This window comes from Streptomyces sp. NPDC038200, assembly GCF_055600785.1.
Window position 1 is genome coordinate 390,099 of sequence record NZ_JBVJYH010000002.1, and the last position, 23,966, is coordinate 414,064.

Sequence of the window (23,966 nt, forward strand, 5' to 3'; positions counted from 1 at the left end):
GCCAATCTGCTGATGGGGGCGGGTGAGCTTCCCAGTATCACCGCTCGGCGGGCGACACGGCGGCCGGGGGCCCGGCCCCGCGCGTCGCCCGGGTGCGCGGCCCGCGCACGGGGTGTGCGGCGTACGCCCGGGAGGTGCGCGGTGCGCGTCAGGCGACCGCGGTTCACTCATGCCCGGCCGCGGGGCACGGCATCCACACTGGTCCGGTGAACGGGGCCCGCCCGCCCATCCGCTCAGGGGCGGGCCCTGTTCCCGTGCGGATCACCCGCCCCCGCGGAGGCCCGCGTCGTCAGGGACCGTCCGCTTCCGCAAGAAGCGCGTCCGACGCACGCGGGACGCGTGACACACCTGACAGCTTCTTTGCGTGATATGTCAGGTTTTGCGATGCATGTACGCTTCGCTCTGTTCGCTCCGTGCGGGATATCAAGATATATGGACAGTCGATATCTCCTGGACGCGTGGCGACGAGGGCCATGACCCGTTGCGGCCTGGCGCCCCTCACTCCGCCCGGAGGCGCGGGAGGCTTCGCTGACCACGCTGCCGGAGACCCGCGACCGCGCCGCCCTGCGCCCGCTCGCCGCCCGAGGACCTGGCTGCACGTCCCCGGAGCCGGCGCTCGGTGCGGGACGAACACCGCAGGACCCTAACAGGGCTGATCCCGGAGCCGGTTGAGGGTTTTCACGACGCCGCCCCGGACGCGGCCCCGATCGTCCACAGGACCGGGCCGGAGCCGGCGGCGGTTGTCCACAGGCCCCGAACGGGTGTCGGACCCACATGTCAAGATCGCCGCATGCTCACTCACGACCTGCTGCCCACGGAACCCCACCGGTCCACGACCTACGCGCTCTGGGTCGCGGCGCACGACCCGGCCGCCGAGAGCGCCGCCGTCGCCCTGCTCGACGAGGTGGCGACGGCCGTGTCGTCCGCGTACCCCCGGATGGGGCGCTGCCTGGAGCGGCTGCGGCGGTCGGCGAGAGGGCTGCCGCCCGCCCATCTGCCCTGGTTCTGGGACACGGTGGCGCACCGGCTGCTGGGCTATCCCGGCGGTGCCGCGGCCAAGGCCTACACCCTGGCCCGCAAAGCGGAGCAGGAGCACGCGCTGCCCGTCGACCCGGACTGGCGGCGGGCCGACGCGCGGCTCTTCGCGGCGCACGGCGCCCTGCCGGTGAAGGAGCTGAGCGAGCACCAGCGCTGGCTGGCCGGGCAGTTGCCGCCCGCCGAGGCGCATGAGGAGTACGCGCGCGTGCTCACCGCGTGGGCGGCCTCTCCCGGGGAACTCCCCGCGGACCTCGCCCGCCGGATCGCGGCGTCCGCGCGGGCCGCCGGCCTCGGCACCGACGAGGACGCCCGGATCCTGGGACACGTCCTCGGCGCCGCACGGGGCAAGGCGGTCCCGGACGCCCTGCTGGAGGCCGCCGCCGGGCCGCTGGGCGACCATCCGCAAGGACCCGGGCTGCAGGCCGCGTTGCTCGACCTGTTCCCCGACTCCCGCAAGGACGCTGCGGCCTGGCTGCGGCTGCTGCTGCGCGGCGGCATCGTGGACGCGGCGGCGTCCGGGCACCTCGAACCGGAGGGCGGCCTGGGCGGCTGGCTGTGCCGGTACACCCGCACGTACCGGCATCAGCGGGTGGCGTACGGCGGCGTCGCGCGCCAGCCCATGCCCGCCGAACTCTTCGAGATCGTCTCCCGGTTCGCCCCCCGGCTGCGTGCCGCCGGCACACCCGTGGTGATCCACGAGGACAAGTACCGGTGGCCGGCCCTGGACGCCGACCTCCTGGACGCCTGCCTCGCCGAGGGCATCGCCGTCGAGGACCCGGGCGACGCCGTGGCGCTGACGTTCTGGGACGACCGGTCGCGCCGCGATCTGAGGGCCCTGGCCGCCCATCCGGTGTTCGGCCGCCGTCTGGAAGGCACCGTGCACGAAGGGCTGGGCGGCGCCGGCAGCGCGATCACCCGCCTCCCGGAGAACGCCGGCATCGCCGCCGAGGTGCACTCCCGCATCGAGGGCCTGCTCGGCGAGCTGCGGGGCGGCGGGCTCGCCGCGGCCGACGAAGCGGTCACCGAACTGGCCGGCCTCCTCGACCGGCCCACCGCCATCGCCCTGGACGGCATCGAGGAGGCGCTGGCCGCGCTGGACCTCACCGGCCCGCTGGCCCGCGCGCTGCACGCCGGGCTGCCCGAGGAGCTGGGCTGGCCCGCGCTGGACGCGGCCCTCGCCGGCTTCGACCCGGCCGACACCCTGCGCGTCACCTGCACCTGGCCGGTCCTCACGGTCTTCGGCGGCGACCGCGCCGTCGCCGTCGACCCCACGGGCACCCGTGCGACCTGTACCTTCCGGGTGCCGGAGGGATCGCTCTCGCACTCCGTCCACTACGTCGGCGGGCAGTTCCTCGTCAGCTGGCGCACCGGTGACCGTCACTCTCCCGGTGACCAGGCGTACTGGACCGACCGGCCGCAGGACGTGTTCGCACCGGAGGACCGGTTCGGCCTCCGACCGTACGGCGGACTGATCCGCGGCGGGTTCGGGTACCAGTTCGAGACCCCGGACCGCGGCGGCCGGTTCGACGGGGAGCGGGTGCTGCGGCCGGGCGGGCGCGAGGGCATCGGTCGCCACGAGTTCCAGATGAGCGACGGCCGGCGCTTCTACGGCGCCGCGGTGTTCCACACCCAAGGCAACTGGACGCCGTACGACCCCGTCACCGGTGCCCCCGCGGCCGACCGCGCCCTTCCGGACTTCCACCGTGACCGGGAACTGCCACCGGGCATGGAGGAGTTCGAAGGCGGCCAGTACCTCGCGGTGCTCCCCGAGGACGCCCCGGCCTCCCCGCTCGGCCAGGACGGCCGGCTCGTCGGCTGCCGGGTCCTCAACCGCACGCCCTACCAGGGCCCCTCGCCCACCGAGTTCCTGCTGGAGTCGGTCGACGGCCGCACCGCCCGGTACCGCAGTCGCCGCTTCGGCCGCCACCCCTGGGGCGTCGTCGGCCTCCCGGCGGGCGGTGAGGACGCCGTGACCGTCGGCGAGGCGACCGTCCGCTGCCACGCCGCCGCCGACAACTCGCTGCTCTGGCAGGTCCACGGCTTCGTCCCGCCCTCGGGGCGCGACCGCGACCATCCGCCCACCCTCGGCGAAGCGGCCGGACCCGTGCCGCCGCCCGCGTTCTGGCACTTCCTCACCCCGCGCGACGAACGGGCCTCCAAGGCGCTGCGCACCGTCTCCGGCCCCACTGTGCGCGCGCTCCTGGACGCCGCCCTCGCCACCCGCGACGACGACGAGCTGCGCGACCAGATCGTCCGCCTGCTGCCCGAGGCCGGCGACGTGCGTGTCCGGGACGGAGTGGCGCGCGCGGCCCGGCTCGCGGCCGACGTCCTGCGCCGCCGTGAGGAACTGTCCCACCGCGTCGGCATCATGCGTTCCGGCCCGGTGGTGGACCTCCCCGCCGACGTCCCCGACACCATCCTCGTCCCCGCCCTGTCCGGCCTGCTGCCCGATCTGCACGCCTACGAGGCCCACACACCCGAGCGGCACGCCGGCACGCTCACGGCCGTGGCCGCCGACGGCCGTTTCCTGCGCGGTGAGATCGACGACGAGACCCGCAGCCTGGCCCCTCCCGCGCGTCCCGCCGAATGGCAGGCCCTGCTCGGCGGCATCGACGCCGTCGCCTGGCGGGCCGCCGTCGAGACCACGCCCGAGGACTACCGCACCGCCCTGAACGGCCTGCTGCGGACCTGGAGCCGGCAGCCCTTCGCCGAGCCCGGTGGCACCTGGCGCACCGGCCGGGCACCGCAGGAGGAAGTGACCGCCGCACCGGACACGGCGGTGGGCCCCGCCCGCGGCAAACTCGCCCGCTTCGTGCAGCCGGCCGCCGCCCCCGCCCCCGCCCGCACCGAGGAGGAACAGACCGTCACGATCACCCGGGACGACGGCGCACGCCTCACCCGCCTCCTGGACATGGCCGAACGCCACGGACCCGTCCCGCTGACCCCGGAGGCCCTCGCCGTCTTCTCCTGGCGCACCGGAGTGCGACGCCCCGTCGCCACCCTCGCCCTCGGCGGCCTTCCGCGCCGCGCGGGACACGACGAGCACGCCAGACTGCTGCGTTCCAAGCCCTACAAGGCGAACAAGACCACCGCGACGGAGTACGACGGCTTCTGGCACCGGCTCGGCCCGCACGGCCGGCGCGCGCTGCTCGCCGCCGGTCTTCCGGAGGACCCGGCCGACCTGTGGACGCCGGACGGCCCGGTGCGCGCCGCCGAACGCATGGCGGCCGTCTGGGCCGACCTGCTCGGCACGCGGCCCTACGTCGACGAGGAGCTGGCGGACGCCCTGGAGACGGAGCTGGGCCTGCCCGCCGACTGGGCCCGGGCGCTGCCCGCCGGCCGCCCCCCGGCCGAACCGGGCGGATCCGTCCTGGTCGGCAGCCGCACCGGGCGGCTCCACCTGCACGAGGCCGAGCCGGACGGCACGGCCGGGGAGTGGATACGCCGCGACCGTGCGCCGCACACCTCGACGATGTCCGTGATCGCCTGGGCCCTGACCGAGCGGCCGGTCGGCGACCCCGCGGCCGACGGGGCGCTGAGACTGCACGAGTGGCTGCGGGCCTGGGTCACCGCCCCCGACACGCTGGTCGAGCTGGTCGGGAACCAGACCCTGGCCCACCACGCCGCCGAGGACCCGGCCTTCCGTCCGTACCCGGGCACGGTGCTCCCCTGCCCGCAGCCGCTCCTGGAGAGCGTCACGCAGGCGCCGACGGCGCTGGACGACGGGACGTTCGTCGTCGCGGTCCCCGGCGGGGACGTCTTCCTGCGCACGGCCGCCCTCGCGGACCCGGAGCGCGTGGCGCGGGCGCTGGACCTGTGCGACCGGCTGGACCTGCGCGGGCTCCGGCAGGAGGTCGCGCGGACCCGGGCGCTGTTCGACGGTCTGGCCCGGATGGCGGACCGGGCGACCGACACCCCCGTGCCCGTGGGCGGCTACGAGGCGAATCCGGCGCTCAGCGTCCCCGGCCTGGTCGCCGAGGTGGCGCGGCGGCTCGGTGTGGGTGCGGACGCCGCCGCGCTCCACCTCCAGCTGGGTGCGCTCGCCCGGCCCACGGACCGCAACGTCCGCCGCTGGAACGGCTGGACGGCCGCCCGGCACAAGGCGGCGCAGGCGGAGCTGGTGGCGGCCGGGGCGGTGCAGACCGGACGGCGGGCCCGGGCCGGGCGCACGGCCTTCGCCGACGACACTTGGGAGCCCCTGGAGGCGCCCCATCTGCCCGTGGAGAGCGGCAAGCTGAGCACGCACGGCGCCGTCCGGTCGGGCAAGGACCTGTACGGCCCCTTCACCCGGCTGCTGGCACCGGTGCCGTTGCACGAGCTGTTCGCGCGGACGGCGGGCTGCTGAACGGAAAAGAGCTGAATGGAAAAAATAGGGGGCCGGCGCACCGGCGCCGGCCCCCCGGGGCCCGAGGGGAGCCCGGAGCTTACGCCCCGCTCTCCCGCAGCATGTCCTCACGCTCGACGATCTTCACGCGCTCGCGGCCCTGCGGCTCGCCCAGGGCACGCTCGGCGGCGTCCAGCTCGTACCAGCCCTCCCAGGTGGTGAAGCGGATGTTCCGCTCGGCGAGGAAGGCGTCCACGGCCTCGGGCTCGGGCGCGGACGGCGTGTGGAGCCGGCCACTTGCGTAGTCGTCCAGCAGGTTGGCGACGGTCTCGTTGGCGTCGCCCTTGGTGTGGCCGATCAGACCGACGGGCCCGCGCCGGATCCAGCCGGTGACATAGGTGGACCGGAGGTGCTCGCCGCCCTCCTCGATCACCCGGCCGCCCTCGTCCGGGACGGTGCCGGACTCGATGTCCCAGGGCAGCTTGGGCAGCTTCTCGGACAGGTAGCCGACGGCGCGGTAGACCGCGGTGACGTCCCAGTCCTTGAACTCACCGGTGCCCTTGACGTTGCCGGTGCCGTCCAGCGCGGTGCGCTCGGTGCGCAGGCCGACGACCTTGCCGTCCTCGCCGAGGATCTCAGTGGGCGACTCGAAGAAGTGCAGGAACAGCTTGTGCGGGCGGTTGCCGGTGTCCCGGATCGCCCAGTTCTCCAGCGTCTTGGCGACCATGTCGGCCTGCTTGTTGCCGCGCCGGGTCTCGATCGAGCCCTCGTCGTAGTCGATGTCCTCGGGATCGACGATGACCTCGATGTTCGGGGAGTGGTCCAGCTCGCGCAGCTCCATCGGGCTGAACTTCGCCTGCGCCGGGCCACGGCGGCCGAAGACGTGGATCTCCACGGCCTTGTTGGCCTTCAGACCGTCGTAGACGTTCGGCGGGATCTCGGTCGGCAGCAGTTCGTCGGCGGTCTTGGCGAGGATGCGGGCCACGTCCAGGGCCACGTTGCCGACACCGAGCACGGCGACCTTCTCGGCCTGCAGCGGCCAGGTGCGCGGCACGTCCGGGTGGCCGTCGTACCAGGAGACGAAGTCGGCGGCGCCGTAGGAGCCGTCCAGGTCGATGCCGGGTATGGACAGCTCGCGGTCGGCCATCGCGCCGGTGGAGAAGATCACCGCGTCGTAGAACGCACGGAGGTCGTCCAGGCCGAGGTCCGTCGGGTAGTCGACGTTGCCGAACAGGCGGATCTGGGGCTTGTCGAGCACCTGATGCAGGGCGGTGATGATGCCCTTGATGCGCGGATGGTCGGGCGCGACGCCGTACCGGATCAGGCCGAACGGGGCGGGCATCCGCTCGAAGAGGTCGATGGACACACCGGGGTCGGCGGCCACCTCGGACTTGAGCAGGGCGTCGGCGGCGTAGATCCCGGCGGGGCCGGCTCCGACGATGGCTACCCGCAGGGGGCGCGGCATGATCAGGTTCCCTTCGAACGTGAATGGGTCGAACGTGAATGGGCGACTTGATCAGAAAGCCTAAACTAAGGCAGACCTAAGTAGGTACGGGGGTCCGGTCTATGACCTCATAAGCGGGCCTTATGGCTTTGCCAGGGGTTGCTTATGACCCCGGGAGGTCGGATGCGGTCGGTGACCCGGGGGCGGGGCGGGAGCGGGGTGGACGCGGGGGACGCGGAGACTCGGAGATGCGGAGACGCCGGTGGCGCGGATACGGACACGCGGCGACGCGGAGGGCCGGAGGCGCCGGAGGCGGTCGCCCCCGGCGTGACCGTCGCGGCTGACGGGGGCAGCGGCTTCGTCGGGAGCCCTCTGGTGCGACGGCTGCCGAAGCGCGACTGCCGGGTCCGGCCTTCGGCCTCAGCCAGGACTGCGGTGCGCCCCTCGGCATCCGCTTCCGCGTCGGCAACAGCCCACCGGCGCCGTCGCCGACCCCACCCCGGTCAGGCCGGTCGGACGATCCGGTGGATCGCCGCCTCCCCGGCACCGTAGATCGACTCCTCCCGGATGATCGCCCCGGGGCCCGGAGCGTGCACCATCATGCCGCCGCCGACGTGGAGTCCCACATGCCGGTCGTCGTCGAAGAAGAGGACGAGATCGCCTGGTTCGATCCCGGCCGTCGTGACCGGGGAGCCGGCCAGCGCCTGCTCGTGCGCGGCGCGCGGCAACATGACCCCCGCGGCCTTCCACGCGGCCTGGGTGAGGCTGGAGCAGTCGTACGAGCCCGGCCCCATCGCACCCCACACACACGGCTTCCCGACCTGCGCCCGAGCGAACGCGATCGCCTTCGCGGCACGCAGCGCACGGGGTGACTCCGGCACCGGGACACCGGTCAGGGAGGCCATCGGGTCCGGAGCCGGGGGCGTTCCGGGGGTGATGGGATACGCGACGGCCGCGTCGAGGGCGGGTCGCGGGGGTGCGGTGTAGGCGAAGGACCCCGTGTCCGTGACGGGTGCCGCGGGCACCGTGTAGGCGAACGCGCCTGTGTCGGCGGCGGGTTGCGGAGCTGCGTAAGGGGAGGCGCCGGTGTCGGTGACCGGTGCCGAGGGTGCGGTGTAGGCGAAGGCGCCGGTGTCGGTGACCGGTGTGGGGAGAGCCGAGAAGGTGCCCGTGTCGGTCGTGGGCGCGGAAATCGCCGCATAGGGGATGGCGCCCGTGTCGATTACCGAGGCCGCGGCGGCGGGCGGGAAGTCGGTGGCCGGTGCCGGCATCGACTGAACGGACGCTGCCGGTGGGGCTGGTGGGGCCGGTGGGGTCGGTCGGGTCGTGAGGCGGGTGAGCAGGTCACCGGCGGTGGCGAGCTTGTCCCGGTTGGCCGACTTGGCGACGGCGGGGGAGAGGCGGCCGGGCGCGGCGGTTCCGGGCAGCGTCCTGGGTTTCCGGACCGGGTCTGCCTGGGGGCCGGGCATGGCGGGGGCCGGGCCGGACATGGCGGGGGCCGGGAGAAGGGCGGTCTCGGCGGGAACGCCGGTGGCCGCTCCCCGCTCTCCGGAGCCCAGCAGGGCCGCCGCAATACCGGTCGCCAGCGGGTCCGGCGTGCTCAGGACGACCGGTGCCGCAGCGATCCCGCCGGTCGAGTCCAGGGTGCCACCCGCGGGTTGAGGCAGCTCCGCACCAGGTCTCGGCGGTCTCCGGACATCCGGCACCACCACGGGCACCCCGCCCGTGGTCGAGCCCGCCGTGGGCCACTCGGCCCCGGCACTTCCACCCGGCCAGTCCCCGCCGGCACTCCCACCCGGCAGTGCGGTCATCGCGCCTCCGGTAGGCAACGCGGTCACGGCACTTCCGGTCGGCAACTCGGCCACCGCACCTCCGCCCGGCAGTTCGGCCACCGCCCTCCCGCCCGGCAGTTCGGCCACCGCGCCCCCGGGAGGCAGTTCGGCCGGCGCCCGGCCGGTGCCCGGCTCCAAGGCCTGCGGTGCCCGTGCGGTCGGTCCCGGTGCGAGGGCCGCCCGTTCACCGTTCGGGAGGGCGCCGCCCCCGCTCCGGTCCTGAGAGCGCGCCGGGAGGCCCGGCCGCTGGGGCGTTCGGCCGGGCAGCCGGTCGGCGGGCAGTGCGGCGGGGACGGTCGGGCCGAGCCGGTTGCGCGCCGCGTCGAACCACTGCTGCGCGATCTCGTCGAGTGCCGGATCCGAGCGCCGGCTCGCCCGCTTGGCCAACGGGACGCCCCGTGAGCGTGTCCGGGCGGCCATGGCCCGGGTCGCATTGAAATTACCGGTGGCGTTCTCCGCCTGGTCGTACAGGGAGTCGATCCGCTGCCGAACCTCGTCGCGGCTCTCCGGCGCCATGGAAGACGTGCTCCTTCCTCGCCCCGCAGGGCAGTTGAGCGGCTCGCCGGGGCTGAGCCGGGCGGCGGCCTCGCGTCAACCTAGCCAACGTGTGTGCCTCGTGTGAAGGTTGAGGTGTGAAATGTCCGATACATATTCGTGATGTTCGCAGCGGAGTTCGACGGGGGAGGGTTGGAGGCCATGGTTTCCTGTGAGGTCCCGGTGAATTCGCGATTCCGTTGAACACGGTGGTTCCGCCCTCCGTATGAAGCCGGGGGACTCCATGTCCGACCGGCGCAGCACGCGCCGGCGCTCACTCACAGGGGACGACCTTGGTACGCAACAGGCGCAGACGCCCGACCGGCGCACGACGCGCGACCCTAGCCGCGGTCGCCCTGATGCTGGGCGGGACCGGACTGGTCGCGGCGAACGTCTATGCCTCGGCCTCCGAAGGCTGGGGCGAGGGATCCGGCACGGACTCGACCGGACATGTCCTGACCACGGGCATGGCCACCGTCGACTGCCCCGACGTCGGCAGCCGGCTGACCGACGTACCGGACGCGGCTCGTCCGGACGTCGACCGTGAACTCGCCCTGCTCGACCGGCAGACCGCGGCGGCATACCGGCAGGTGCAGCAGGCGGGACGGAACGGGGGCGACTCCGGCTCCACCGACGACACGATCATGAACCCGCTGAAGGAGAAGCGGTCGGCGTCCATCGGGCGGATCGCGGACGCCATCGACCGGGCGGGGCAGCGCCCGCAGGGGCTGGACTCCCTGGCCGCCTGCACCCTGCGTCCCGGCGACACCGGCCAGGCAACCGGCACCCCGGGTGACGGCGGCGCGCAGGGCGGCGCCGGGCAGGGGCAGAACGGCGCGGGGCAGGGCGGCAACGGGCCCGTCGTCTCCGACTACGTGGACATCACCTCCGTACAGCCCGACGCGCCGGCTCAGCCGCCGCAGGGCGACGCCTCGCGCGGCACCTTCACCTCCGACTGCGGGGTCAACGCGAACGGCCTGTTCAACTCCGACAACGTCATCGTGGCCCCCGGCGTCTCCAACGGTGCCCACCACTTCCACGACTACATCGGCAACCAGAGCAACAACGCCTTCGCGAGCGACGAGGACCTGGCCAACGCCGACACGAGCTGTGTGGACCAGGGCGACAAGTCCACGTACTACTGGCCCGTGCTGCGCCTGCAGAACGGCACCCGGGAACGGGACGCCGGAGCGCCGGGCGGCGGCACGGAGGGCAACGCGGGGCAGATCGTCACACCCAGGCAGGTGACGCTGACGTTCGTGGGCAACCCGCGCGAGAAGGTGACCGCGATGCCGCGCCTGCTGCGCATCATCACCGGCGACGCCAAGGCGTTCGTCAACGGTCCCGGCAACGCGAACGCGTCCTGGAGCTGCACCGGTTTCGAGGACCGGCAGCTGAAGGACAAGTACCCGCTGTGTCCGCAGGGCAGCGACGTCGTCCGCACCTTCCGCTTCCAGAGCTGCTGGGACGGCCGCAACATCGACAGCGCCAACCACCGTACCCACGTGGCCTTCGCGGCCGAGGACGGCTCCTGCCCGGCGGGCTTCCGGCCGATCCCGCAGCTGGTGCAGCGCATCGTCTACGACGTCCCCGCGCCGAGCGTCGCGGACGGCGGCCGTACCGTCCCGCTGTTCGCGGTGGACTCCTTCCCCGAGCAGCTGCACAAGCCCGTCACCGACCACGGCGACTTCGTCAACGTCTTCGACGAGGACCTGATGGGGGAGATGGTCGACTGCATCAACTCCGGTCGCACCTGCGGCGCTCCCGCCGACGACGACTCCGATGGGACGGCGACGGCGACGCCCACGGCCGGTCCGGGTTCCGATGCCACGGCCACGCCCGGTGACGATGCCACGGCCACGCCCGGTGACGATGCCACGGCCACGCCCGGTGACGGTGCCACGGAGGACCCCGGCGACAGCGCCACCACCGCGCCCGGCGAAGGCGCCACGGACGAGCCCGCCGGCAACGCGACCGAGCCCGACGGCAACGCGACCGAGCCCGGCGGGGACTCCACCTCCGCGCCGGCGCCGTCGGCCTCGCACGCCGACGGAGCCCCGCACCACGATGCGACGACCGCACCGGACCGCACCACCAAGGACGACGCGAACGACACGAACGGCACGAACCACACGGACGGCAAGGCCGCACCGGCGAAGTCCGCCGAACCCCGGTCGACGCCGGCGCGTTCGGCACCGGCCGGGGCGGCGCCGGCCCCGTCCGCCTCCTCCGCGTCCGCCCCCTCCGAGCCCGCCCCTTCCGGATCGGGCGAGGCCACCGCCGCCGGATACGTGCCGCCCGCCGCCGCGCAGACCGAACCCCAGGCGTCCCAGGGCAGCCTGGCGGAGACGGGGTCTCAGCTGTGGCCCGCGGCCATCGGCACACTGCTCGCCCTGTCGGGCCTGTTCATGCTGCTCCGGGCCAGGCGCCTGCGCTACTGACCGGCCCGGCCGCACCGACGTCCGCCGAGTGCGGCGGCCCCACCCCGTCCAGGTGGGCACCGCCGCACCGTGCCCGAAGCGCCTCCCCCTGCGGGAGCCCTCCCGGGGTACGGAGGCTCTCCATCTCGAGGCGCTTGTGCGCACCGAGTTCGCGGACCGGCCCGCGCGGGGCCGATCTGGCGATAGCGTGCTCCTCATGACGGCTGAGGGCGAGGCGCTGGTCGGCGGGATGGCCAACGCGGGGGCGGTCTTCCGCCGGGGGGATCTGGTGGAGCGCCCGGCGCCGCGCAACGCGCGCGCCCTGCATGCCTATCTCCTTGCGCTGAAGGAGCACGGCTTCGACGCGGCGCCGGCCCCTGTCGGTCTCACCGCGGACGGCCGTGAGCAGCTGACCTTCGTCCCGGGCGACGTGGCTCTGCCGCCGTACCCGGACTGGGTGATGACGCAGACCGCCCTCGAATCGGTGGGAAAGCTGCTGCGGCGCCTGCATGAGACCAGCACGGCCGTCGCGGTCGACACCCATGCCGAGTGGCCCCGGGACCTGGCCGATCCGGAGGGGGGAACGATGCTGTGCCACAACGACGTGTGCCCGGACAACGTCGTCTTCCGCGCCGGCCGTGCCGCGGCTCTGATCGATTTCGATCTGGCGGCCCCGGGCCGTCCCCTGTGGGACCTCGCCATGACCGCTCGCTATTGGGTACCCGTGGTCGATCCCGGATCCGCGGCCGCTTTCTATCCTTCCGGGCTGGATGCGCCCGCACGGCTGCGGATCCTTGCCGACAGCTATGGGCTCTCGGCGGGGGAGCGCGCCGAGGTGCCCGGCGTCATCGAGCAGGCCACGGAGGTCTGCCGGGCCTTCGTGGCCCGCCGCGTGGCCGACGGTGACCCCGTCTATCTCCAGGCGCTGGCCGAGCGTGGTGGATGGGAACGCTGGGACCGCATGCAGACATGGCTGGTGGACCACCGAAAGACGTTCACGGCCGCCCTGCTGAGCTGACCGGGCCGAATGTCCGAGGACACACTCACCGGGCGTTCTTGGTGCCGCGTTCGTCCTCGGTCACCTGGAACCGGAGAGGAGTCGGTGCCGGTCCGGATCGGCGTGCAGCGGACCCATCGCTGAAGGCTGTCACCCGCGCGGTGTCCTGCCCGCCCCTGGCGCCGTACGAGTCGCCATTCAAGCGGGAGACGACCCGACCGGTATGACCTTTCTGTACTCGTCGGCGTCGACATCCGCCTGACCGGCAGGCCCACCGCGCTGATCGCCTCCCTCTCCAGCCTCCTCGACGAGAAGCAGTACCATCGGCCGGCCCCGGACGATCCGCACTGCGACCTCGTGGTGGACCTGACCGGCTGGTAGCGCCGCACGTCGGCAAGCTAAGCGGACGTACAAGTACAACTCGCGGGCGGCGAGCCAGCCCAACGGCCATCCCTGCACCCGCGAGGAGCGACGCTCGGCTGGGTCTGGACAGCGTGGTCGTGGTGGTGTGAGTTGGCCAGGCTGAACTGGCGCTGCCCATGGCTCCGGCACCCGAGGCGCGTGAACGAATGGCGGAGCGGCCGCACGCCCGCTGTCGGATCGGGCGTCGACGCACATCCAACCGCCCGGACGACCGACCGGCGAACCTTACCGGTCGGAGCCCTAAAGTCGTGTGCTGTGTGGTGTGGTGGCATCCGGTCACGGACCCTCGGTGAAAACCCGTTGGCGGACCACGCCGACCGTTGCTAGCCTCCGGGAGGCCGTGGGAGAGAACGAGGAGGTGGTACCCGTGAACGCAGTATCGGCATGGGTGCTCCCCTCCGGAGTCACGGTCGGGCGATAGGTCGTCCGGGAGCGCCGTTCAAGAGCACTCCCGAAGGACACGACCATGCGATTCACTTCCGAACAGAGCCTCGACGAAGGCCTTCTGGAACGCGAATTCACCCTCGGAGAGATCCCTGGCGTCCTGTGGACGCCGGCATCCGCATCCGCACCGGCGCCGTTGATCCTGCTCGGCCACCCTCCGCTCGGACTGCGCAAGATGTACCCCCGGCTGGTGGCGCGGGCCCGGCGCGCCGCGGCGGATGGCTTCGCCGCGGCCACCATCGAGCTTCCCGGGAGCGGTGATCGGCCCCGCTGGGCCGCCGCCGAGCAGGCCCGCGCCGATCTGCGCCGAGCCATGGAGGCCGGCGAGCCGGTCGGCGACGAGGTCGTCGACGCCCTCGTCCTCCCCCTCGTCGAAAGGTCGGTCCCGGAATGGCAGGGTGCCCTCGACGCCCTCCTGCCTTTGCCCGAGATCGGCGGCCCGGTCGGGTACTCGGGGGGAGTGATTTCCATCGGCATCCGACTTGCGGTGGTCGAGCCACGCATCTCGGCCGCCGTTCTGTTCGCCGGAAGTCTCGTGCCCGCCGCACTGCTCGAGGAGGCCCGCCGGGTCAGCATTCCGCTGCACGTCCTGTTGCAGTGGGACGACGAAGGGAACGACCGGCAGGCGGCCCTGAACCTGTTCGACGCCTTCGGCTCCAAGGAGAAGACGCTGCACGCCAACATGGGCGGGCACACCGGCGTCCCCCAGTTCGCGGGGGAAGCCGCTGCCCAGTTCTTCGCCCGGCATCTGCGCTGAGCGCGGGCGGGTTCCGCCGCCAGGTCAGTAGGACGTGTCGACCAGCACGCCGCTCATCAAGGACAGGCCCTGGCCCCCACGATGGCGGTGGCGGGCACATGCACAACTGCCCCGACCGGCCGGTACCGTCCATCGGCCAAGTCATGCCGGACCCGGCGGCCGGAGGCCCCATTGCGGAGCCACGAAGAGGCAACGGGGGGACGACGCCCTGCGGACCGCGGACCGTGGACCGCGGACCTGGGCTTGTGCGCGTGCATCACGGCTCTCCCGATGACCCCCGTCCTGTTCCGGTGCCGGGCCCGGTAGCCCCTGAGCCCGCGCTCGGCCCCTTCCTGATCCGGCGCAGCCATCGGCGGAGCCGCGCCCAGGGGCCGGGGCGGCGTGCCCCGGCCGGATCCCGCAGCCGGACCAGGACGCGGGCCGGCCGCGCGGTTGGCGGTGGTTTCCGTGGCCGTAGGCGGTCGGTGTGCGCATGCCCGGCCTGCCGCGCCTGGAGCTGGCTCCGCTCGTCAGGCCCCTCGGCATCGGTCGTCTAGGCTGGCGCGGTGACTGATGAGCGGGAGCGGGTGCAGCCGTCGGGAGTGTGGGCCACGGCGGTGGGGGTGGCCAGAGTGCGGGCGCTGGAGAGCGAGCGGGAGAACGCGCTGTTCCGCGACCCACTGGCACAGGCCTTCGCCGCCGCCGGCGGCCAGTGGCCCTCCTCGCCGCCGCTGCCCGATGACGAGGCCGCGCGACGCCGCCGGCTGGCCGTGTCGTTCTCCATCGTCATCAGGACGAAGTTCCTCGACGACCTGTTGCAGCAGGCCTCCGCGTCCGGGGTCCGGCAGGTCGTGCTGCTCGGCGCCGGCATGGACAGCCGGGCCTTCCGGATGGACTGGCCCGAGGGCACCCGGCTGTTCGAGGTCGACACCGCCGCCCCACTGGACTTCAAGGCTTCGGTGCTGCGCCAGGAGCGGGCCGTCGCGCGCTGCGAGCGGATCACCGTCGCGGTGGATCTGCGTGAGGACTGGCCCGGCGCACTGGCCGCCGCAGGGCACGACCCGGCGGTGCCGACGGTGTGGATCGCCGAAGGACTGCTGATCTATCTGCCCGAGGATGCGGTGGAGCTGCTGCTGGCCCGGATCAGCGCGCAGTCGGCGGCAGGCAGTCGGATGGGGCTGACGTTGGGCTCGCGCGGCGTGATCGATCGCTTCGGCGCGGACGCCACGCCGGGATCGGCGGCGTCCATGTGGCTCTCGGAGATGCCCGACGACCCGGTGGGCTGGCTGGCCGGGCACGGCTGGGAGGCCGACAGTCACACCCTGCGCGAGCGCGCTGCCGCCTACGGCCGCCCGATCAGCACCCCGCCGCAGCCCGAGGAGCGGCCCGGCGGACTGATCTCGGCGGTCCGCCGGTAAAGGCCCCACCTCGTACCTCATCCTCATCGGCGCCCGCACCGGCCAATGGCCGCGCCTAACACATTACTGCCCCGGACTGAGCGGGGCGCCGGCGGCGGCTCTCAGGAGAGGGCGAGGGTCTGCTTGGCGAGGTCGTACGCGGGGCGCATCTCCTCGTGCTCCTCGGTGTCCATCCCGCCCAGGTGCAGGACGACGGGGCCGTCGGGCGTGCTGACGGCGAAGGCGCTCTCCTTCTTCGTCTCGTCCAGGAGCTTGCTCGTGTAGAGGTACTCGACCTCCACGGCGGCGAGGCCGCCCCCGGTTTTGAAGGAGTGGTACTGCGTCTTGCTGACGTTGTCCTCCGCTGCGACGAACCGGTGCAGCACGCTGCCCGCGTCGGCGTCGCCCGGCTTGCCGGTCCACACGCGCAGGAAGCCGATGTTGCCGGCCGGTTTGGCGTCGATCTCGCAGGCCGCGGTGACCGGTCCCTGCCGCAGGAAGGCGTCGGCGAGCGCGCCGCTCAGGTCACCGTCCTCGCCCTTCGAAGCCTTGGACAGCTCCTTCTCGGCGTCGACCGACTTGGCCTTCCAGTGCTTGGCGATGTCGAAGCGGACGGGCAGTTCACAGGCGGAACCGGCCGCACCGACCGAGCCGCCGCGGGCCGCCACTTGGTCCTTCGCGTCCGTGCCCCCGGCCGTCGCACCCTTCGCGTGCGCCGATGGGCTCGCGGACTTCCTGTCGTCGTCCGCCGACTCGGCGCACCCGCCGAGCATCGCCGCGAGCGCCGCCGCGACGACCACTCTGCCTCCGACGGTCCCCACCCTGACCTGCACTGTCGTCTCCCCTTCGATCGAGAGCCGCCACTGTAGCCGAGGGCGCCGACAACGCCGAACGCCCTGTCCCCGCGGGCCGGAAGCCCCGGCCCGGGTCAGACCGCCTCGCGTCGGGCGAGCAGGAACAGGTGGGGCTCGGGTCCGGCCTCGGGGTGGTCCGGGGTGAACAGGGTCTGCTCCTCGGCCAGCACCGACAGGCCCGCTTCGGTCACCAGCGCGGTGAACGCCGCAGCGGAGAAGCTCGTCACCCGTACCGGCTGACCCATGAAGACCGCCTCCACGCCCTCCACGTCGAGCGGCACGGTGGCCAGCGCGACCAGGCCGCCGGGCCGTACCGTCCGGGCCAGTTTCGCCACGACGGCCTTCTGCTCGGCGCGGGACATCTGGAGGAGCGAGAAGTAGGCGCACACGGCGTCGAAGGAGGCCTCCGTCAGGGGTGTGTCACGGATGTCGGCGAGCCGGAACTCGGCCTCGGGCACCTGCCGGGCGGCCACCTCGACCATGACGGGGGAGACGTCGATGCCCAGCACCCGGTGTCCGGCCTCGCCGAGGGTCTGCGCGGTCGGCCGTCCCGTGCCGCTGCCCACGTCCAGCACCCGGCTGTCCGGTGCCAGCAGCTCCAGCAGCCGGGCGAGCGACGCCCGGTGCGGTGCCGAGCCGGCGAACGCCCGCTCGTAGTCGAGCCCCAGCGCGTCGAACACCACGGCGGCCGGTGCCCGCCGGTCCTCCTCGGCCACGACGACTCCTCCCGTCGGTCCACGCGACGCGTCCGGTGCGCGCCGCCCGGCACGCCCGCCCGGGCCCGCCGTTTGCGACGGACGGCACCCGCAGGGCAGGGTGCCGCATGTGCCTACCCTGCTGATCGTCCATCACACCCCTTCCCCCAACTGCCAGGCGCTGTTCGAGGCCGTCGTGTCCGGTGCCACGACGCCGGAGATCGAGGGCGTCCGTGTCGTACGGCGGGCGGCTCTGTCGGCCACCGTCTCCGACGTGCTCGAAGCCGACGGCTATCTGCTGGGCACGCCCGCGAACCTCGGCTACATGTCCGGCGCGCTCAAGCATTTCTTCGACCAGATCTACTACCCCTGCCTGGACGAGACCCGGGGCCGCCCCTTCGGCTACTACGTCCACGGCGGCAATGACGTCACCGGTGCCGTCCGTGCCGTCGAGACCGTCACCACCGGCCTCGGCTGGCGCCGGGCGGCCGAGCCGGTGACCGTCACCGGCGAGCCGGCCAAGGCCGACACCCAGGCGTGCTGGGAGCTGGGAGCCACGGTCGCGGCGGGCCTGATGCCCGGCGCCTGAGCGGGTGCGGCCGGCCCGGACACCGGTCGGCACCCGCGGCGAGAGCTGCGCGAGCACGCTCAGGTGGTCGCGCAGGCGCAGCCGGGACGCGATCGGCACGAACGGGTGGCAGCGCGGGGCCTCCCGCACACGAGTTCCGCAGCGGGCCGGGTCGGCCTCGCCCGCCAGACGCTCCGCCTCGATCAGCACCCGGGGCGCACGGCGAGTTCCCCGAGGTGGCCGCCCACGCGGTGGCGTACCGCCGATGCCCCGACGGGCGTCCGGGGAACTCCGGACCCGCGCCCGAGCGTCGTACCGGTGATGATCGTGCCGGGGAGGACCCGGCGGAGAGGAGCGCCCGATGCTTTCCGCGTGGGCCGGGGCCCTCGTGCCCGTCTTCAGCGACACGAGCGTGAGCGGCACCGGCCACCTGGCGCAGCGGCCCGGCACCGGATTCCTCCTCGCCGCCAACCACACCTCGTTCTTCGACCCGGTGCTGCTCGTCGGCACCCTGCACCGGCTCGGTCTGCGCCCCGCCGTCCTGGCCACCGCCGGGCTGTGGCGGGTGCCCGTGCTGGGCCGGGCCCTGACCCGGGAGGGCCACGTGCCCGTGCACCGGGGCAGCCGCCGGGCCCCGGACGCCCTCGAGCACGCCGCCGACGCCCTCGCCGCCGGACGCGGCGTGCTCATCTACCCCGAGGGCGGGCTGCCCCGCTACCGCGCCTCCCACGACAGCCCGCCCGGACGCCTGAAGTCCGGGGTGGTCCGGCTCGCGCTGTCCACCGGAGCCCCGGTGCTCCCGGTCGGGCACGCGGGCGCCCGCCGGGTCTCCTCGGGCAACCGCGCCAAGCAGCTCGCGGGCTGGGCCACCGCGCCCCTGCGCCGTCCCCGCGTCCATGTGCACATCGGTCCCGCCCTCCACCTGGACACGTCCGACCGCCCCTTGGCCGACCTGGAGACCGCGCTCGCCGGGGCGTGGTCCAGCGCGGTCCACGCCCTGGACACCGGATCCGCCACGGACGGCCACCGACCCGCCGGATGAGGACGGCCGCGGGCCCGCAGGACAACCCGCAGTGCGCCCGGCGCGGCCGTACGGGCCGCCGTTTCCGGAGGCGGTGCGGTCCGGCCGTCCCGGCGGGCGGACCTCAGCGCACCCGGTCGGCCGCCGCACGGGTGAGGTGGCGGCGCGGCGCGGAGGCGTCCCGGGCCCGGCTCGCACCGGTCGCCGGCGCGTCGGCGAGCGGGCGTACGAAGAGGCTGACGGTGGCCTCCTCCGTGAAGCCGTTGCGGCGCATCAGTGCCGCGGACGCGGTGTTGCGGCGCTCCACGTCCGTGACCACGCACACCGCGCCGGCCGCCGCCAGCAGCGCGCAGCACTCCTCTACCAGCCGGGAGGCCACCCCGCGCCCCTGGTAGTCGGGGTCGACGGCGATCCACTCCAGATACCCCCAGTCGGCCCGCTGTTCGAAGGACAGGGAGCCGAGCACGAACCCGGCGACCCGGTCCCCGTCGACCAGCACCAGGCACGCGGGGTCCGGCGCGTCCAGGTGGCCGGCGACGGCCGACAGCGACCAGCCGGTGTAGGGCATCGCATCGGTGTCGTACACCCGGTGACCAAGATCCAGCACGGCGGCCAGGTGCTCGAAACCGAGCGGACGGAGGGTCGGTTCGGCGGCGGGGCCGGCGGGGGCGTCGGCCATGAGCACTCCCTTCGAAGCGGTGTTTCGTAGCATATGTCCGCCGCGTCGGCCGGGCACGGCCGACTCCGCCCGACCGTCAGAGGAGCGTGCCCCCCCCGCGCGCGATGAGGGCCGGGCTGCCGCACGTCCTCGCGAGCCGGCCACCGGCGTGCCGTCGCGGCCGGACGAGCGTTGCGGCACGGCCGTCGCGCGGGCGGTCAGCGGCAGCGGTGGGCCGCCGTGCTCTCGTGCCGGTGCCAGACGGCGTCGACCACGCGGCCGTCGGGCAGGGTGTGCCGGGCCGGGCCCCGGTCGGGGACGAAGCCCGCGCGGACCAGGGCCCGTCGGCTCGCGGTGTTCCCCGGCTCGGCACCGGCCCGGATCGTGGCCAGCCCGGCATGGGTGTGGGCCAGCTCCAGGCCCGCGCGGAACAACTCCGTGCCCAGGCCCTGCCCGCGGCAGCCCGGCGCCAGCCAGCCGCCCATCTCGCCCCGCCGGTGCTGTAGTTCGAGGGCGCCGGCGTAGCTGAGGTCGGACCTGCGCACGCAGACCAGCAGGAGCGGATCGCCCGGGGCGGGCGTGTAGGGCTCGGCCAGTTCGCGGGGGATGCGGCGGCCGTCGTCGCGGGCGGGCCGCCAGGCCAGCAGGGCCCGTCGGAGGTCGGGGTCGGGCACCACCTCGTCCGCCCGGGTGCCGAGCCACCGCTGCGCCTCCGCGTCCGCGCTCGCGGCGAGCGCGGCGACCACGTCCAGTTTGTTCCGGGGGGTAAACAACAGCAGCCGCCCGGTGGCCAGCACGTGCCGGCCGGGCGTGCACCGTCCCGGCACGGGGAGTCCTCGCCCGGTCCGGCTGCGGCGGATCAGTGACCAGACCATGGAGACCCCCGGAAGAACGGCAGGTGCGGCGGACGCGGGATCCGAACGGTACCGGACCGCCGACGAGGCCGAACGCCCCGCACCGGCCGGGAGCCGGCGCGGATTCGGCGGGAGTCCGGCGGTCCGGGCCGGTTCGCGGGAGGGGGCGGCCGGCTGCCGTGAAGGTGCGGCCTGTCGTCGGCCGGTGGGGACGCCGCCGCGGAGCGCGGATCCCGGTTCAGCCGGTCTGTTCCTGCGAGCCGGGCCTGGGGCGGGTCCGGGTCCAGGAGGGGTCGGCGGCAGGGGTGGGGGTGGGGGTGGTGTGGTGCATGGCTGTCCTTCGGACGGTGGGGGATGGTCCGGGGCGGTGAGGGTGGGGTGGTGGATGTGGGGGTGGGGGGCGGTCGGCCGGGGCCGGACGGAGGGATGGGCCGGCCGCGTACCGGTACCGGCGTTCATCCCGTGTCGCGGATCGGCGCGACGGAGGCGGGCGGGGGAACGCGGGCGTCCACGGGATGCCGGCGGTCGGCGGAGCCGGGGGGTGCGACCCCGGAGGCGAGCCGGTCGGGGCCGTCAGGCCCAGGGAGTCGACCAGGGCGCTCGCCTCCGGGTGGTCCGGAAAACCCGGCCGGGGCCGGCAGCCGGTGCGGGAACCGCCCGCCGTCCGCATGCTCGGCCCGGAGGCGCCACGACGGGCGCCGCCGGACGCCGCCGCGGCACCCCGGCCGGGTACAACTCCCCGTGCGCATCGGGCAGATGCTCCGGTCCGTGGTCGACGGCCGGTCGGGGGCGTGGTCGGGGGAGAGGGGGCGGAGCCATGACCGTGCGCCTTTCGTCCGGCCTCGCGGTGGGGGTGCGGGCATGGAACCGGCCGCTCGGGCAGCAGACGTCACACGGCCTGGCCGGGAGACCGTGGTGGCGGCCTGTCTCCCCCGAGCCGGCCGCGCCGCCTGCCCCTTGGTCGGCCGGAGCAGTCGGTCCACTCTGGCATCCGGCAACCACGCTCCGCAACCGGCAAGTTGAAATTTTCAAGTGGCCAAGTGCATGCTGCTTCCGCCGAAACGTGATCGAATGGGCCGGGAAAGCGATCACGTGCAAGGGTGATCCCGGGACCTGACGAGGGGGTGGGCGTGACCGCGGAGACCGACTGGGGCGGCGCCCCCTCCGTGCTGCGCATGATCCTCGGCAGACAACTGGAGGAACTGCGCACCAGGGCGGGCCTGAACTACACCGAGGCGGGCGACGCCATCGGCGTCAGCCACTCCACGATCCGTCGTATGGAGGCCGCCAAGGTCGCCCGGCTGCGGCTCGCGGACGCCGAGAAACTGCTCCAGGTCTACGGCGTCACCGACAAGCAGGAGATCGACACCTTCCTGCAGTCGGTGCGCGAGGCCAACAAGCGTGGCTGGTGGCACACCTACCGGGACGTCATGCCCGACTGGTTCGCCGCCTACCTCAGCCTGGAGCAGGCTGCCCTGCAGATCCGCGCCTACGAGAACCAGTTCGTGCACGGCCTGCTGCAGACCGAGGACTACGCCCGCGCCCTGCTCACCACGGCCGGCCCGCACGCGTCCGCCGCGGTCACCGAACGCCGGGTCGCCCTGCGCATGCGCCGTCAGGAGCTGCTGGCCAGACCGGCACCCCCGCGGCTGTGGGTGGTGATGGACGAGACCGTGCTGCGCTGGCCGGTCGGCGGGCCCGAGGTGATGCGCGCGCAGATCGACCACCTCATCGAGGTCAACCGGCTGCCCCAGGTCACCGTGCAGATCATGCCGTTCGCCCACGGGCCGCATCCCGCCCTGCGGGCCGGAGCCTTCCACCTCTTCCGGTTCCGGGCCCGGGAACTGCCCGACATCGCCTACCGCAGCGGCCTCGTCGGGGCCGTCTACCTCGACAAGGCCGACGACGTCGTGGTCTACCGGGAGGCCCTGGACCGGCTGAGTGCCCAGGCCGCGCCCGCCAGGAAGACCGAGGCCTTGCTCGGCACGCTGCGCAAGGAGTGGTGACCCGCACCCGTGACGCAAGCCCCCGCCCCCGACGAACCCCGCGACCGAATGGGAGACACGGCGTTGCCCGACAACGGATGGCCGGCCGACCGGATCGACACCGAGCATGCCCACTCCGCCCGCATCTACGACTACATACTCGGCGGCAAGGACTACTACCCCGCCGACAAGGAGGCCGGTGACGCGATGTCCCGGGAGTGGCCCGCCCTCCCGGTGCACATGCGCGCCAACCGCGACTTCATGAACCGTGCCGTGCGCTGGCTCGCCGAGGAGGCGGGCGTGCGCCAGTTCCTGGACATCGGCACCGGCATCCCGACCTCGCCCAACCTGCACGAGATCGCGCAGTCGGTGGCCCCCGAGTCCCGGGTCGTCTACGCCGACAACGACCCGATCGTGCTCACTCTCTCCCAGGGCCTGCTGGCCAGCGCCCCCGAGGGCCGCACCGCGTACATCGAGGCCGACTTCCGCGATCCGTCGGCCATCCTGGACGCCCCCGAGCTGCGCGAGACCCTGGACCTGGACAGACCGGTCGCCCTCACCGTCATCGCGATCGTCCACTTCATGCTGGACGCGGACGACGCGGTCGGCGTCGTCCGCCGGCTGCTGGAGCCGCTGCCGTCGGGCAGCTACCTGGCGATGTCCATCGGCACCGCCGAGTTCGCCCCCGACGAGGTGGGCCGGGTCGCCCGCGAGTACGCGGCCCGCGACATGCCGATGCGGCTGCGCACCCTCGACGAGGCCCACGAGTTCTTCGAGGGTCTGGAGCTGGTCGAGCCCGGCGTCGTCCAGGTCCACAAGTGGCACCCCGACGGCACCGGGGAGCAAGGCATCCGGGACGAGGACATCGCCATGTACGGCGCGGTCGCCCGCAAGCCGTGACAGACCCGGGGCCGGGGTCCGACCCACCTCCCGGACCCCGGCCCCGCCCCCGCCGTACGACGCGCCGGGCGGGTGCCCGGCCGGCCCGCACGCCCCCGCGTACGAAACCGGAACGACCGGAAGCGAGCCGTGGCTCGGCCGGAATTCGGCACAACCTTTTCCGTGCCTCAAGGGCGGGACATACCCGGGGAAAGAAAGCGGAAAGAAGCGGAACCAGTCCGTGGGCGACGCGGTCTTAAAGTCCGTCGACAGCCGGGATCGGCCCGGTCGCGGAGAATCCGGGGGAATGAAACACATGTCCGTTCGCAGCCGCACGACTCTTCTCACCGCCGTGGCCCTCGCCGCCGGCCTCGGGCTGGCCGCCGTCACGCCCGCCCTCGCGGGAGCCTCCACGAGCCACCCCACCCGCGCGGCCGCCGTGTCGTCCGCCCAGGGCGACGCGCGGGACGTCACCCAGCACGTGGCCGACTTCTACGGCGCGTACATCGACGCCGTCTGGGCCACCGACGACGCCACCGCCGGGCCCGCCGCCAAGGCCCTGCGCGGCTTCTACCTCTCCGCGGCCGCCCGGAAGAAGGTCGCCGCCTTCGAGGAGAAGGAGCACGCCGACGGCATCCTGTTCGCGCAGAACGTGCCGGTGAAGTGGAAGGTGGCCTACACCGGCTCCGGGGCGGGCCACGCCACCAGCCGGGTCACGCTCACCTGGGGCGACGGGCCGCACGCGCAGGTCAGCCGGATCGACGTCCAGTCCGACCTCAGGACCCGCAAGATCACCGACCTGAAGCAGGCCGGCTGACCCGGGGGGCGCCGGACGTGGGCCCCGCCCCGCCCCATTCGGGGCG

At 73.8% G+C, this 23,966-nt stretch carries 16 protein-coding genes; 10 read left to right on the plus strand and 6 right to left on the minus strand.

From position 1 onward, the window contains the following. The first annotated feature begins 790 nt into the window (after positions 1 to 790). Entirely contained in the window at positions 791 to 5,383 is a 4,593-nt protein-coding gene (locus ACZ7KF_RS06765) for a hypothetical protein (RefSeq protein ID WP_471069868.1), read from the plus strand. 79 nt (positions 5,384 to 5,462) lie between these two features. Here ACZ7KF_RS06765 and ACZ7KF_RS06770 read toward each other — a convergent pair whose 3' ends face one another. Together ACZ7KF_RS06770 and ACZ7KF_RS06775 are read right to left on the minus strand one after the other, a co-directional pair. After that, complete coding sequence (locus tag ACZ7KF_RS06770; RefSeq protein WP_471069869.1) at positions 5,463 to 6,827, minus strand: FAD-dependent oxidoreductase; 1,365 nt, start codon at positions 6,825 to 6,827, stop codon at positions 5,463 to 5,465. 482 nt (positions 6,828 to 7,309) lie between these two features. Beyond that, entirely contained in the window at positions 7,310 to 9,154 is a 1,845-nt protein-coding gene (locus ACZ7KF_RS06775) for an NlpC/P60 family protein (protein WP_471069870.1), read from the minus strand. 377 nt (positions 9,155 to 9,531) lie between these two features. On the opposite strand from ACZ7KF_RS06775, the gene ACZ7KF_RS06780 reads away from it, so the two are divergent. The 4 genes from ACZ7KF_RS06780 (at position 9,532) to ACZ7KF_RS06795 (ending at position 15,610) form a co-directional block, all read left to right on the plus strand. Beyond that, the gene (locus tag ACZ7KF_RS06780) at positions 9,532 to 11,613 is read left to right on the plus strand and encodes a DUF1996 domain-containing protein (RefSeq protein ID WP_471069871.1); all 2,082 of its coding nucleotides are present in this window, start codon (positions 9,532 to 9,534) and stop codon (positions 11,611 to 11,613) included. 196 nt (positions 11,614 to 11,809) lie between these two features. Then, positions 11,810 to 12,610, plus strand: coding sequence for an aminoglycoside phosphotransferase family protein (locus tag ACZ7KF_RS06785; RefSeq protein WP_471069872.1), 801 nt, complete (start codon positions 11,810 to 11,812; stop codon positions 12,608 to 12,610). 868 nt (positions 12,611 to 13,478) lie between these two features. Beyond that, positions 13,479 to 14,213 (plus strand): dienelactone hydrolase family protein, encoded by a 735-nt coding sequence (locus ACZ7KF_RS06790; protein WP_471069873.1) that lies wholly within the window; start codon positions 13,479 to 13,481, stop codon positions 14,211 to 14,213. A gap of 581 nt (positions 14,214 to 14,794) precedes the next feature. Beyond that, a complete protein-coding gene (locus ACZ7KF_RS06795) occupies positions 14,795 to 15,610 on the plus strand; it encodes a class I SAM-dependent methyltransferase (protein WP_471070029.1) in 816 nt (271 codons plus the stop codon). A gap of 101 nt (positions 15,611 to 15,711) precedes the next feature. Here ACZ7KF_RS06795 and ACZ7KF_RS06800 read toward each other — a convergent pair whose 3' ends face one another. Together ACZ7KF_RS06800 and ACZ7KF_RS06805 are read right to left on the minus strand one after the other, a co-directional pair. Further along, complete coding sequence (locus ACZ7KF_RS06800) at positions 15,712 to 16,422, minus strand: lipoprotein (protein ID WP_471069874.1); 711 nt, start codon at positions 16,420 to 16,422, stop codon at positions 15,712 to 15,714. A 95-nt stretch (positions 16,423 to 16,517) separates the two neighbouring features. After that, positions 16,518 to 17,159: a class I SAM-dependent methyltransferase gene (locus ACZ7KF_RS06805; protein WP_471069875.1), complete on the minus strand. Its 642-nt coding sequence runs from the start codon at positions 17,157 to 17,159 to the stop codon at positions 16,518 to 16,520. Positions 17,160 to 17,268: 109 nt separating this feature from the next. Here ACZ7KF_RS06805 and ACZ7KF_RS06810 point away from each other — a divergent pair, with 109 nt between their 5' ends. Both ACZ7KF_RS06810 and ACZ7KF_RS06815 read left to right on the plus strand, forming a co-directional pair. Next, positions 17,269 to 17,727 carry a flavodoxin family protein gene (locus ACZ7KF_RS06810; protein ID WP_471069876.1) on the plus strand — a complete coding sequence of 153 codons (459 nt, stop codon included), beginning with the start codon at positions 17,269 to 17,271 and terminating at the stop codon, positions 17,725 to 17,727. Between the two features lie 340 nt (positions 17,728 to 18,067). Next, positions 18,068 to 18,748: a lysophospholipid acyltransferase family protein gene (locus ACZ7KF_RS06815; protein ID WP_471069877.1), complete on the plus strand. Its 681-nt coding sequence runs from the start codon at positions 18,068 to 18,070 to the stop codon at positions 18,746 to 18,748. 103 nt (positions 18,749 to 18,851) lie between these two features. Here ACZ7KF_RS06815 and ACZ7KF_RS06820 read toward each other — a convergent pair whose 3' ends face one another. Beyond that, on the minus strand, positions 18,852 to 19,406 hold the full coding sequence (locus ACZ7KF_RS06820) for a GNAT family N-acetyltransferase (RefSeq protein WP_471069878.1): 555 nt from the start codon (positions 19,404 to 19,406) through the stop codon (positions 18,852 to 18,854). A 197-nt stretch (positions 19,407 to 19,603) separates the two neighbouring features. Continuing rightward, on the minus strand, positions 19,604 to 20,212 hold the full coding sequence (locus ACZ7KF_RS06825) for a GNAT family N-acetyltransferase (protein WP_471069879.1): 609 nt from the start codon (positions 20,210 to 20,212) through the stop codon (positions 19,604 to 19,606). 1,157 nt (positions 20,213 to 21,369) lie between these two features. Here ACZ7KF_RS06825 and ACZ7KF_RS06830 point away from each other — a divergent pair. From ACZ7KF_RS06830 to ACZ7KF_RS06840, 3 genes are all read left to right on the plus strand, one after another. Further along, complete coding sequence (locus ACZ7KF_RS06830; RefSeq protein ID WP_471069880.1) at positions 21,370 to 22,245, plus strand: helix-turn-helix domain-containing protein; 876 nt, start codon at positions 21,370 to 21,372, stop codon at positions 22,243 to 22,245. A gap of 63 nt (positions 22,246 to 22,308) precedes the next feature. Next, positions 22,309 to 23,124 (plus strand): SAM-dependent methyltransferase, encoded by an 816-nt coding sequence (locus ACZ7KF_RS06835; RefSeq protein WP_471069881.1) that lies wholly within the window; start codon positions 22,309 to 22,311, stop codon positions 23,122 to 23,124. Between the two features lie 295 nt (positions 23,125 to 23,419). Beyond that, positions 23,420 to 23,920: a hypothetical protein gene (locus ACZ7KF_RS06840; protein WP_471069882.1), complete on the plus strand. Its 501-nt coding sequence runs from the start codon at positions 23,420 to 23,422 to the stop codon at positions 23,918 to 23,920. The last annotated feature ends 46 nt before the right edge of the window (positions 23,921 to 23,966 follow it).